The sequence below is a fragment of the Pseudomonas sp. CC11G genome (genome assembly GCF_056174845.1).
On record NZ_JBWBZC010000036.1, the window covers coordinates 1 to 12,418 of the forward strand.

Below are 12,418 nucleotides of genomic sequence, written 5' to 3' on the forward strand. Positions count from 1 at the left end.
GCGTCTGGGCTCTTCGCGAGCAAGCTCGCTCCTACTGGAGTTTTGCGTGGAGGCGTAACTCCGCGGTTTCTCCAGGGCCAATGGTGACGCTGTCTTCCCGACAACTCGCCGCCTGCACCGACACAAACCCCAACGCCTCATGCCAGCCCACATCGGCCAGGGGCCTTGCGCCTGGGTGCCACACCACGGTGTTAGCGCCGCCTGACGTATCAATCTGCAATCGCCGACGCCAGAGCTGGTCTTCCAGCTCCACCCGCCCCGCTCGCCTGTATACCCGGTGGCAGCCGTTATCAAAGCGCAGCTCGGCACCGGCCGGGAAATCAGCGCGGGCCACCAGGTCATAACCACCTGCTTCTTCCAGCCCACGCACGGCCACCTGGGCCATATCGCCCACTCGCCAATACCCATGCAGCGCATGGCTAAGCTGGCACGGTTCGCTGTCCTGATGCTGGGTCACCAAGCGCAAACCCAGCTCGGCGCCCAACTCGGCATACAGGTCGACCTGCCATTCACATAAATCCAAACGCCACTGCAGACGCACGCCGCTGGCGTCCGCCTCATGGCTTACCAACTCCCAATCACTCAACCGCGCCCAGCCGTGGGACGGCCAGCCGCTTTCGGTCGGGTGGCGGCTAAACCATGGCCAGCACACCGGCACGCCGCCGCGAATGGCGCCATGTTTTGGCCAGCGCGCGGCGCACCACAGCCAGGGCCGTTGGCCTTTGGGTTGGAAGTGCAGCAACTGCCCGCCCTGGCGGCTGAATACCGCGTCGCAGGTCGGGTGGCTGATAAGAAAGAGGTCGCGCTCCTGATGGCGCGTCCAACTGAAAAGGGGCTTGCCAGCGCCAGCCAGCAGCGCGCTCAGAGGGTTCTCCTCTACTCGCATCTGCTCGCTGGCCGCCACAAGTTCCGGGCGCGGCACGATGGGCCTGACTGTTTTACGACTCATCGACCGCGCTCAGGCATTACTTCCACCAGTACTCGACTTGCACACCGAAGTTGGAGCCGTGCAGATCGGTGCCGAAGGCGCCGGTATCCGACAGCGCCGAACCTGCGGCGACCATGCTGGCCGAACGTTGTGCCGCTTCGTTCCAGCTTGCATAGGTGTAGTACAAACGGAACTCAGGACGAGTGGTGAAGCCCGGGCCCATTGGCGACCAGGTCGGTGCCACGGTGAACTTGGTCAGCTTGCGGGTGCCGCCGGGTGCTTCCACTTGGTCGCGGCCCAGCTCGGTGACGAGCTTGAAGGTGTCGGTAAGCGCATACACCGGACGCACGCCAACGGACAGCCAGTTCTGGTCTTGGCCGTCTTCACGTTTGTCTTTCTCGTACACCACTTCGAACTGGCCACCGAAGTGCTTGGTGATCTGCCAGTCGAAGAATTCCACCGCACGCCAGTTCTTGGCGCTGCTGTCGAGCGAGGTGTCGCCGGTGTAGCCGAGGCCAGTACCTGGACCCTCACCGTATTGCAGGGCGAAGGTGTTCACGCCGCCGAGGAATTCTTTCTGTTTGTGCTGCACGGTGACCGAGTAACCGCTGTGCTTTTCAACGTCGTTGTTGCTTGGCTTGTCGATGTAGCTGACGCCCACCTGCACAGTGCCGTTGGGGTTGGTGTTGAAGCCGTCGACGTTGAAGTCATGACGGTTCACGTACGGCTTCTGGTCGTAGTTGTCCTTGCGGGAGAATACGTAGCTGTACTTGAGATCGCCGATCTGCACCGAGTCCAGGCCAAAACCCGTGGCGCTCTGGTTCCAGTAGTAGAAGTCGGAGATATGGATGTCGTTACGTTTGTAGAAACGTCGACCGGCCCAGAACGAACCGCCGTTGAGTGCGGGCATTTTGCTCCACTCGGCGTAGATCTGGTTGGCACGGGCAAAGCCGTAATCGCCGGTGTATTTCGGGGTTTTGTCGTATTGGTTGTAGAGCTGGGCCATGCCCTCGACGCTCAGAATCGAACCGTCATCGAGCGAAAACAGATCCTGACGCAGATCCAACTCGGTGTACTGCTCGCATTCGTTACCAAGACGGTATTTGGATTTGGCACCTTGCAACTGGAAGCATTGCTGGCCGGAACTGTTTACCGACGTGCCCACCCCGTTACGGGTGTAGCCACTGAACTCCAGAGCCTGGGCGGACCAGGGAAACACCACCAGGGCGCACGGCAGTGCCCAGAGACTTTTTTTCATCGCGTTCATATCCACTCCACTCATTTTTATTGTTGTTGCGCTTCGGATAACACCCAGACGGGAGCGGACCAAAACTCAGTGCGTCCCGCGCTGATCGTGGGGCCCAAAGGCCTCCTGCATCGCCCTGCCCTAAGGCAGGCTTACGTATCCATGTGTTGCCCTGGGCGGTGGTTAAAAAATCCAGCCGGGGCGCTAGCCAAAGACGCCGCGCACCACGACTGAAAAAAACCACGCAAACCCAGCTTGTTGCTCCCTCGCCTTAGCGCGGGATCAAACGCGTTACGCGGCCTGCTGTTTCAGCAGGCTGCGACTTTCCCAACAGCCCCAGGCGCTCTCCGCTCTTAGCGTCGAACAGCAGCACCTTGTCGGGATCGAATTGCAGTTCCAGGGTCTCGCCCACTTTCGGCGCCATGTCTGGCGCCAAGCGGCAGCACACCTTGGTTTGGTTGAGGTTGACGAACACCAGGGTGTCCGGGCCGGTCGGCTCGATCACTTCCACTTCGGTGAGAATGCTCGGCAGGTTCACGCCGGCGGACGCCAGGGTGATCTGCTCGGGGCGAATGCCGAGGATCACTTCGCGGTTTTCCAGGCCTTCGTCCTGCATGGCCAGCGGCAGCTCGCAACGGGCCTGGCCGGAGTCAAGCAGCGCCAACAAACGGCCGTCACGGCGTTGCAGACGCAGGGGAATGAAGTTCATCGGCGGCGACCGATAAAGCTCGCCACGAACAGGTTGGCCGGGTCGTTGTAGATCTGTTGCGGGGTGCCGAATTGCTGAACGATACCGTCCTTCATCACCGCCACTTTGTCGCCGAGCGTCATGGCCTCGATCTGGTCGTGGGTCACGTAGACGGTGGTGGTTTTCAGGCGCTGGTGCATCAGCTTGATTTCGGTGCGCATCTCGACGCGCAGCTTGGCGTCGAGGTTCGACAGCGGTTCGTCGAACAGGTAAATCTTCGGCCGCCGCGCCAGGGCTCGGCCCATGGCCACGCGCTGTTGCTGGCCGCCGGAAAGCTGGCCAGGTTTGCGGGTGAGCAGGTGTTCGATCTGCAGCAGTTTGGCGACGCGCGCCACTTCTTCTTCGATGGCCGCCGGGCTCATCTTGCGCATCTTCAAACCGAACGCGATGTTCTCGCGCACGTTCATGGTCGGGTACAGGGCGTAGCTCTGAAACACCATGGCCGATGTCACGGTCTTTCGGGCTCATGCCGCTGATGTCGGCGCCATCCACCAGAATCTCGCCGCCGGTTGATGTTTTCCAGGCCTGCGATGCAGTTCATCAGGGTCGATTTACCGCAACCCGACGGACCCACCAGGATCAGAAACTCGCCCGACTCGATCTTCAGCTCGATGTCTTTGAGGGTGTCTGGCAAGCCGCTGCCGTAGGTCTTTTTGACGTTCTTGAGTTCGAGAGTTGCCATGCTTTACCCCTTGACCGCGCCGGCCGTGAGCCCACGCAGGAAATACTTGCCCGCGACGATGTAAACCAGCAGCGTTGGCAGGCCGGCGATCATCGCTGCGGCCATGTCCACGTTGTATTCCTTGGCCCCGGTGCTGGTGTTCACCAGGTTGTTGAGGGCCACGGTGATCGGTTGTGCATCGCCGCTGGCGAACACCACACCGAAGAGGAAGTCGTTCCAGATCTGGGTGAATTGCCAGATGAGGCACACCATGATGATCGGCACCGACATGGGCAGCAGAATCCGCCCGAAGATGGTGAAGAAGCCCGCGCCATCAAGGCGTGCAGCCTTGACCAGGGCATCTGGAATCGACACGTAAAAGTTGCGGAAGAACAAGGTGGTGAAGGCCATGCCGTACACCACGTGAATCAGCACCAGGCCGGCGGTGGTGTTGGCCAGGCCGAGCTTGCCGAGGGTGAACGAGGCTGGCAGCAGCACGGTCTGGAACGGCAGGAAGCAGCCGAACAGCAACAGACCGAAGAACAGCTCCGAACCCCGGAAGCGCCACATAGACAGCACGTAGCCGTTCATGGCACCGATAAAGGTAGAGATCAGCACGGCCGGCACGGTGATTTTCACCGAGTTCCAGAAGTAGCCGCCGACGATGTCCCAGGCCTTGATCCAGCCGATGCCGTCGACCACTTGCGGCCAGCTCAACAGGTTGCCGGTACGGATGTCGTCGGGGGTTTTGAAGCTGGTCAGCAGCATCACCACCAGCGGAATCAGGTACACCGCTGCCGCGCCGAACAGGGTCACGTAGATCGCGATGCGGCTGAAGCTGATCGAAGACTTGGCGAATGGGCGGGCCATTGGCGTTGCAGCGATAGAGTTAGTCATGGCGCTTGTTCCGCAGCTCGGAGTACAGGTACGGCACCAGAATGGTCAGGATCGCGCCCAGCATCAGCATGGCGCTGGCTGAACCGATGCCCATCTGGCCGCGGCTGAAGGTGAAGGAATACATGAACATCGCCGGCAGGTCGGACGAGTAGCCAGGGCCGCCCGCCGTCATTGCCGCCACCAAGTCGAAGCTCTTGATGGAGATGTGCGCGAGGATCATGAAGGCGCTGAAAAATACCGGGCGCAGGCTCGGCAGCACGATGCGCAGGTAGATGGTCGGCAGACTGGCGCCGTCCACCTGGGCGGCACGGATGATCGACTGATCAACGCCGCGCAGACCGGCAAGGAACATCGCCATCACAAATCCCGAGGCTTGCCAGACGCGGCGATTACCAGGCAGTACACCACGCGTTCCTGGTCAACCAGCCAGTCGAGGCGAAAGCCCTCCCAGCCCCAGTCGCGCAGCATTTTGTCCAGGCCCAGGCCGGGGTTGAGCAGCCATTTCCAGGCGGTACCGGTGACGATCATCGAGAGCGCCATCGGGTACAGATAGATGGTGCGGATAAAGCCTTCCTTGCGAATGCGCTGGTCCAGCAGCACCGCCAGAAACACCCCGAGCACCAGGCTGATGGCGATAAACATGCCGCCAAACACCACCAGGTTTTTGCTCGCTACCCACCAGCGATCGTTATCCAGCAGGCGCACGTATTGCTGCACGCCGACCCACTTGTAGCTGGGCATAAAGCTGGAATTGGTAAAGGACAGAATGAACGTCCAGAGGATGTAGCCGTAGAAGCCCACCAGAATCAGCAACATGCTCGGCGCGACGACCAACTTGGGTAGCCAGCGCTGCAGGGTGTCGAAAGGTGAGGCTTTGCTAGTTACCGCCACGGTGCACCTCAGTGGTTGCAGTGAAATTCAGGCCAAACACTCCCAGCGACAGCTGCGGGGGCCGCTGTCGTTGGCAGGGTTTGAATTTTTGAAAAAGCCGCCGGCGAACCGGCGGCTCAGACTTGCTTACAGAGCAGCCTTGATAGCCGAAGCCATCTGCGCACCGGCCTTGGCCGGATCCGCGTTTTTGTCGCTCATGAAGTTGGTGACCACATCGAAGATCGCCCCTTGTACCGCCAGGGAGGTCGCCATGTTGTGGGCCATGCTCGGCTTCAGGGTGCCGGCCTTGTCGGCGGCTTTGAAGTCGGCCATGGCGGCCTGGCCACAGCTGTCGAACTTGGTCATGTCCAGGTCATCACGCACCGGGATAGAACCTTTGTTCTGGTTGAACACGTACTGGAACTCAGGCTCGAGGATGATCTTCGCCACTTCGTTCTGCGCAGCGATGTGCCCGGCGTGTTGTTCTTCGCCGAGAGTTTGAACATGGCCAGCGAGTCGATGTTGTAGGTGAAGCTGCCTTGAGTACCCGGGAAAGGAACGCACTCGAAGTCGGTGCCGGCTTTCTTGCCTGCCGCGCTCCACTCGCTCTTCGCCCAGTCACCCATGATCTGCATACCGGCTTTGCCGTTGATCACTTTGGCGGCTTCCAGGTTCCAGTCCTGACCAGTGCCGTCCGGGTCCATGTAGCCCTGGAGTTTTTTCAGGGCCTTGAACACTTCGGTCATTTTCGGGCTGGTGAGGGTGTCTTGATCCTGCTCGATAAACGCTTTGGTGTAGCCCTCGCTACCCATGATGGAGAGCACCAGGTCTTCAAAGACGGTGCTGTCTTGCCATGGCTGACCACCGTGGGCCAGAGGAATCAGGCCGGCAGCCTTGAATTTCTCGGCAGCGGCGAACAGTTCGTCGAGGGTGGTCGGTGCCTTTTCAACGCCGGCTTTCTTCATTGCCACCGGGTTGATCCACAGCCAGTTCACGCGGTGAATATTCACCGGCACGGCGACGTAGTGATCGTCGTACTTCATGGTATTGGCAACGGTTTGGACAGCAGTTTGTCCCAGTTATTGGCCTTGGACACATCGTCCAGGTTGGTCAGCAAACCGAGAGCGCCCCAGTCTTGCAGGTCAGGGCCTTTGATCTGTGCAGCCGATGGCGGGTTGCCGGAAACGGCGCGGGTTTTCAGTACGGTCATGGCTGCTGCGCCACCACCGCCGGCCACGGCGCTGTCTTTCCAGGTGTAGCCGTCTTTTTCCACGAGCTTGCGCAGCACATCAATGGCTTTTGCTTCGCCACCGGACGTCCACCAATGCACCACTTCTACAGTGCCTTTGGACTCTGCAGGGGCATCAGCGGCAAGTGCGCTAAGTGGGAACAACGAGGCGAGGGAAATAACAGCAGCGAGTCGGTTGATCGCGTTCATCTGAAGTACCTTCTTGTTGTTATACAGGCAAGTCGGAAGCTTGCGTTGCGATGGATTCTAATCAAGCCGTTTGGCTCCTGAGGTAACGAAGGGATGCGTTAATGTCACCAGCCAGTGACATAAGCGGTTACGTAATGTTGGGTAAGGAAAGTTCGACAAGCGCAGCCGTCAGACTAGGCGCCAGACCCACCTGCGGCAGGCACACAGCCTGATACGCGTGGTACAGATCGGGCTTGCCGGCCCAGATGGTGGCGGACGGTTCGTTGCTGGTATCCAGCTCGTGGTGCCAGCTGCCGAGTTCGCGATCGATAAAACGGCGATCGATAAACTCCCAGAAACGCCGGTACCAGACTTCATAGCGCTGCTCGCCCGTACGCTTGAGCAACGCCGCCGCCGTGGCACTCGCCTCGGCATGCACCCAATGCAAACGCGGGCGCACCACGGGTTTGTTTGCCAATCGAGGGTGTAGACCAACCCCGGCGCACCATCGACATTCCAGGCGTAGCGGCAGGCACTGTCGAACAGGCCGACGGCGTCGTGCAGCAGCCAATCCGGGGCGCCGTAACTGGCACGTTGCAACGCAGCTTCAAGGTGCAGCACCAGCCGCGCCCATTCGTAGGCATGGCCAGGTGTGGTGCCGTAGGGCCGGAAACCGTCGGCGGGGTTATCGACGTTGTAGTCCGGCAGCGGCTGCCAGTTACGGTCGAAGTGTTCAATGACGGCGAAGTCGTTATTGGCGGCATGGCCATGAATCAGGCGCTCGACAATCTGCAACGCGCGCTCCAGCCAGCGGCTGTCGCCGGTGGCATCGGCGAGGGCGAGAAAGGCTTCGGTGCCGTGCATATTGCTGTTGGCGCCGCGATAGCTTTCTTCTTCGCTCCAGTCGCGGGCAAAGGATTCGCGCAAGGCGCCCTCCTCGTCGCTCCAGAAATGTTCTTCGATGATGCTCACCGCTTTGGCCAGCAATTCATCGGCACTGGCCACGCCCGCCTGCAAGGCCGAACTGGCAGCCAGGGCGACAAATGCGTGCAGGTAAGCCGCTTTGCCGGTGTTGCCGTCGCGGTGTTCGGCGACCGCGTACCAGCCGCCGTATTTGGCATCGCGCAGCGGCCCGAGCAAGGCCGCCACGCCGTGTTCAACCAGCTCCAGGCAACCGGGAATACCTTGCACATGGGCCATGGCGAAGCTGTGGGTCATGCGGGCGGTGTTCATGGTTTCGGCGACCGCATCGGCCGGCAAACGGCCACGGGCATCGAGGTTGGCAAACCCCTGCTCGACCCTGGATGCTTTGGCGAACGCCAGCAGGCGCAGGCCTTCGGTTTGCAACCAGAGGTGATGGGTGGGTGCATTGAGCCAGCTGCCGAAAAAGGCGTGGGTACTGTCGCCGGTCATGGGCGTTTCCCTGTGCGGATTTTTTGGATTTATGGGGTGGCCGAATTCTACCCAGCGTCAGAGTGGGATTGCCGGAAACAGTGCGAAGAATAGTGTCACAGGGTTGTGACAAAGGGCCGGACTAGAGCGGCCCTTCAGATCAAGGGCCCCTCTCCCTTAGCCCCTCTCCCGCAAGCGGGCGAGGGGAACTGAATGACGATCGACCGTTACATCATTACGCGGGCTAGCCCCCTCTCCCGCTTGCGGGAGAGGGCTGGGGAGAGGGGCCTTTGATTTTTCCCGCGCAGACACTTAGTCCGAGAATCGCGGCAGATAAAGGGTCACGCGCAACCCCCCTTCCCGCAGATTCTGTAGCGTCACTTCCCCACCATGGCTATGGGCAATATTGCGCGCGATACCAAGGCCGAGGCCGTACCCCTGCTGCTTGCCAGACAACCGAAAGTGCGGCTCGAACACCTGCTCCAACCGCTGCTCCGGCACGCCCGGCCCTTCGTCGTCGACATGCAGGATGAACGCGCTGTCGTCATCCTCGATATGCAGGTGCGCCTTGGTGCCGTACTTCAGCGCGTTATCGATCAGATTGCCCATGCACCGGCGCAACGCCAGCGGCTTGCCCGCATACGCCGCCAGTGCACGGCCGTTAAGGCTGACCTGACCATTACCCTGCGGCGGCAGGTACGGCTCGATCAAACAATCCAGCGCCAGGTTGAGGTCTACCGGCTCGATATTCTCGTGGATGTCGGTGTCTTTCACGCACTGCAGCGCGCCCTTGACCAGCATTTCCAGGTCATCCAGGTCGCGGCTGAATTTGGCTTGTACCTTTTCGTCATCGAGCAATTCCACCCGCAGACGCAGACGTGTGATGGGTGTACGCAAGTCGTGGGAAATGGCGCTGAAGAGCTGGCTGCGCTCGATCAGGTAGCGGCTGATCCGTTCGCGCATCGCGTTAAACGCGCGCCCTACTTCCACCACTTCACTACCACCGCCCTCCGCCACCGGCCGCACTTCGGCGGCGCCCAGCGACATATCCCGAGCGGCCCGCGCCAGGCGCTTGAGCGGTCGGCTTTGCCAGTGCACCAGCACGCCGATAAACAGCAGCAGAAAGCTACTGGTGAGAATGATGAACCACACCTGCTGCGCCGGCAGCCCCTCTTCTTCGAGGCTGGTGTAGGGCTCGGGCAGCAAGGACGCGATATACAGCCACTCGCCCGGCGCCATCTGAATTTGCGTGACAAGCACCGGCGGTTTTACCGGCTCCAACGTCAGCGCGTAATGCGCCCAGGAGCGCGGCAGCTCATCGAGCTTCAGGCCGCCATTGAAGATGCGCAGGTCATCGGGGCTGACGAATGTGACCAGGATATCGACGTCGTTGCCCATCGATTCACGCAGCACGTCGTGTACCGATTCCAGCACCGCGCTCTTGCGTGGTGTCAGCGGCAGCACCTGCATATCCAGCGGTTTGTCGTTGAGGGTCACCACGAAACGGGTGCCGCCCATGCTGCGCAATTGGTCCAGCACCAGCGGCCGGTAGGCCAGCGGCAATGAACGCAAGTAGCTGACGCTGGCAGACATCGAGTGCGCCAGGCTGCGGGCACTGGTGACCAAACCTTCCAACTGAGTAGCGCGCAGTTGCGACAGCCAGATCACGCTGGAAAGCCCCTGAGCCATCAGCACCGACAAGAGCGTGAGCAGCAACATGCGCCCGAGCAGCGAGCGCGGCACCGGCACCCAGCCGAACCAGCGTTGGTACCAGGGTTTCGGCGCAGCGGGGGTGGGACTAGGCAGCATTGTGCGGCGTCACCTGGGCGGCCAGCAGATAGCCGGAACCGCGCACGGTGCGGATCAGCCGTGGTGCTTTGCCGGTGTCGCGCAGGCGTTGGCGCAGACGGCTGACGGCCATGTCGACGATGCGGTCCAGCGGCATTGGTTCGCGGCCACGGGTGGCGTTGCCGATGGTGTCGCGGTCGAGGATTTGCTGCGGGTGATCGAGGAACAGTTTGAGCAGGGCAAAGTCGGCGCCGGACAAAAACACTTCCTCGCCATCGAGGTGAAACAGGCGATGGCTGACCATGTCCAGGCGCCATTCATCAAAGGCCAGCACTTCCACGCGGCTGCGTTCCTGGCCGAATTGGGCACGGCGCAGCAGGGCCTTGATGCGCGCTTGCAACTCGCGGGGGCTGAAGGGTTTGCCGAGGTAGTCGTCTGCGCCCAGCTCCAGGCCGATAACGCGGTCGGCCTCGTCAGAGCTGGCGGTGAGCATAATGATCGGCACTTGGGCCAGGCGCGGGTGCTGGCGCACCCAACGGCAGAGGCTGAAGCCATCTTCGTCGGGCAGCATTACGTCGAGAATCAGCAGGTCGGCGCTTTCCTCGCCCAAGGCGGCGCGAAAGCCGGCGCCATCGGCCACGGTGCGCACCTGAAAGCCGGCACGGCTCAGGTAGGCTTCCAGCAGCTCGCGAATTTCCTGATCGTCATCCACCAGCAGGATGGATTTTCCGGTCTGGCTCAAGGGGCCTTCCTTATTGTCTTTATAGGTTTAGAGGCACTTCGATCTAACACTGCCCGACGGGTTCAAATTGCCGCGCAGCCTACACGTTTCCTTCCTGATCGTGGTGCTCCAGCACCTGCTGCAAGGCCACACCAGCGCCCATCAAACCTGGGTACTCGGCGGTGACCAGCCAGACCGGCACATCGACCATGTACTTACTCATCGGGCCTTTCTCGGCAAAGCTCTTGGCAAAACCGCTGCGCAAGAATAGCTCGGCGAACCGCGGCACGATGCCGCCGACGATATACACCCCACCGCGGCCGCCCAGACTCAATACGTTGTTGCCGGCGACCCGGCCGAGCCAGCAGCAGAACTGGTCGATTACCGCGCCCGCTATTTCATCGCCAGCCAGGGCCGCTGCCGTGATCTCTGCCGGCGTTTTCAGCGTTTGGGTATGGCCGTCCAACGCACAGAGGGCTCGATAGAGCAGCAGCAAACCGCCGCCACTCAACACATCTTCCGCGCGGATATGGCCGTTGAGGCGATACAGCTCTTGCCACAGCAATGCTTCACGCGGCGAGCCAATCGGCAAATCGACATGCCCGCCCTCGCCCGGCAATGCTTGCCAGCCGGTATAGGCCGAACCGAGCAAGGTGCCCACACCCAGCCCGGTGCCGGGCCCGACCACCACAGCCGGGCGATCGGCCTCGGCAGTTCCGGGGCACACCTGCACTCGCTCGTTGTCTTCCAGGCGGGTCATGCCCAGGGCCATGGCGGAGAAGTCGTTGATCAGCAGCAGTTCATCCACTTGCAGGTCGCGGCAGAACGCCGAGCGACTCAGGCGCCAGTGGTTATTGGTGAACACGAACAGATCGCCGCTGACCGGCCCGGCACAGGCCAGGCACACGGCATGCACAGCGCCGACGGCCAGGCCCAGGCCTTCGAGGTAGGCAATGATGGCCTGCTCCACGCCGGGGAAATCCGCCGTGGCCAGCACTTGCACCGACTCCAACTGGTTGTCGCGCCACAGCGCGAAGCGTGCATTGGTGCCGCCGATATCGCCGACCAGGGCTAACTTCATTTCAATCCTTCCAAACTGGTAGTAAAGGCACTGGCGCCTTGCTCGGCAGTGCTGAACGAGGCGCGCATAAAGGCGAACAGTTCACGCCCGGTACCGAAGGCTACGGGCAGACCTTCAGCATTGGGGCGCTTGGCCAATTCCGCCGCATCTACCAGAACCCGCAGCTCGCCCTTGGTTCCATCACCCGCACGATGTCGCCATCGCGCACGCGGGCCAGCGGGCCGCCGTCGAAGGCTTCGGGGCAGACGTGAATGGCGGCCGGGATCTTACCCGAGGCCCCCGACATACGGCCATCGGTAACCAGTGCCACTTTGAAGCCACGGTCCTGCAGCACACCGAGAAACGGCGTCATCTTGTGCAGTTTCCGGCATACCGTTGCTGCGCGGGGCCCTGGAAGCGCACCACGGCCACAAAATCGCGCTCCAACTCGCCGGCCTGGAAGGCGTCGGCCAGCTCTTGCTGATCGTGGAATACCCGAGCCGGGCTCGACAATCTGGTGTTCCAGCGCTACGGCCGACACTTTCATCACGCCACGGCCAAGGTTGCCGTCCATCACGCGCAGGCCGCCTTCTGGCGAGAACGGGTTGGAGAGCGGGCGCAGAATGCTTTCGTCCAGGCTCGTGCTCGGGCCTTCGCGCCACACCAGCTTGCCGTCGTCGAGAAACGCTC

The 12,418-nt window shown here is 61.3% G+C and carries 7 protein-coding genes and 5 pseudogenes; all 12 read right to left on the reverse strand.

The features are described from left to right. Nucleotides 1-31: 31 nt before the first annotated feature. The gene (locus AC0V2S_RS25650) at nt 32-886 is read right to left on the reverse strand and encodes a D-hexose-6-phosphate mutarotase (RefSeq protein ID WP_475508730.1); all 855 of its coding nucleotides are present in this window, start codon (nt 884-886) and stop codon (nt 32-34) included. A gap of 79 nt (nt 887-965) precedes the next feature. Next, nucleotides 966-2,186 (reverse strand): carbohydrate porin, encoded by a 1,221-nt coding sequence (locus AC0V2S_RS25655; protein ID WP_475512188.1) that lies wholly within the window; start codon nt 2,184-2,186, stop codon nt 966-968. Nucleotides 2,187-2,445: 259 nt separating this feature from the next. Continuing rightward, nucleotides 2,446-3,604 (reverse strand): annotated as a pseudogene (locus tag AC0V2S_RS25660) (ABC transporter ATP-binding protein). Nucleotides 3,605-3,607: 3 nt separating this feature from the next. After that, nucleotides 3,608-4,453: a carbohydrate ABC transporter permease gene (locus AC0V2S_RS25665; RefSeq protein ID WP_271194873.1), complete on the reverse strand. Its 846-nt coding sequence runs from the start codon at nt 4,451-4,453 to the stop codon at nt 3,608-3,610. 19 nt (nt 4,454-4,472) lie between these two features. Further along, nucleotides 4,473-5,398: pseudogene (locus AC0V2S_RS25670) on the reverse strand (carbohydrate ABC transporter permease). A 99-nt stretch (nt 5,399-5,497) separates the two neighbouring features. Continuing rightward, a pseudogene (locus AC0V2S_RS25675) lies at nt 5,498-6,788 on the reverse strand (ABC transporter substrate-binding protein). 127 nt (nt 6,789-6,915) lie between these two features. Then, nucleotides 6,916-8,180 (reverse strand): annotated as a pseudogene (locus AC0V2S_RS25680) (D-mannose isomerase). A 291-nt stretch (nt 8,181-8,471) separates the two neighbouring features. Continuing rightward, nucleotides 8,472-9,968, reverse strand: a complete 1,497-nt coding sequence (locus tag AC0V2S_RS25685) for an ATP-binding protein (protein ID WP_475512185.1) — start codon at nt 9,966-9,968, stop codon at nt 8,472-8,474. Next, nucleotides 9,958-10,689, reverse strand: coding sequence for a response regulator (locus AC0V2S_RS25690; RefSeq protein WP_108094327.1), 732 nt, complete (start codon nt 10,687-10,689; stop codon nt 9,958-9,960). Before AC0V2S_RS25690 ends, AC0V2S_RS25685 begins: the two co-directional genes overlap by 11 nt. 79 nt (nt 10,690-10,768) lie before the next feature. Then, a complete protein-coding gene (locus AC0V2S_RS25695) occupies nt 10,769-11,749 on the reverse strand; it encodes a glucokinase (RefSeq protein ID WP_475512186.1) in 981 nt (326 codons plus the stop codon). Further along, nucleotides 11,746-11,886: a hypothetical protein gene (locus tag AC0V2S_RS25700; protein WP_475512187.1), complete on the reverse strand. Its 141-nt coding sequence runs from the start codon at nt 11,884-11,886 to the stop codon at nt 11,746-11,748. The genes AC0V2S_RS25695 and AC0V2S_RS25700 overlap by 4 nt, the downstream gene beginning before the upstream one ends. An 11-nt stretch (nt 11,887-11,897) precedes the next feature. Next, nucleotides 11,898-12,418 (reverse strand): annotated as a pseudogene (locus AC0V2S_RS25705) (phosphogluconate dehydratase); the annotation flags it as partial.

Excerpts from the sequence above, each read along its gene's own strand:
- AC0V2S_RS25650 (WP_475508730.1), bottom strand. The coding sequence starts at position 886 with ATGCGAGTAGAGGAGAACCCTCTGAGCGCGCTGCTGGCTGGCGCTGGC.
- AC0V2S_RS25655 (WP_475512188.1), bottom strand. The coding sequence starts at position 2,186 with ATGAAAAAAAGTCTCTGGGCACTGCCGTGCGCCCTGGTGGTGTTTCCC.
- AC0V2S_RS25665 (WP_271194873.1), bottom strand. The coding sequence starts at position 4,453 with ATGGCCCGCCCATTCGCCAAGTCTTCGATCAGCTTCAGCCGCATCGCG.
- AC0V2S_RS25685 (WP_475512185.1), bottom strand. The coding sequence starts at position 9,968 with ATGCTGCCTAGTCCCACCCCCGCTGCGCCGAAACCCTGGTACCAACGC.
- AC0V2S_RS25695 (WP_475512186.1), bottom strand. The coding sequence starts at position 11,749 with ATGAAGTTAGCCCTGGTCGGCGATATCGGCGGCACCAATGCACGCTTC.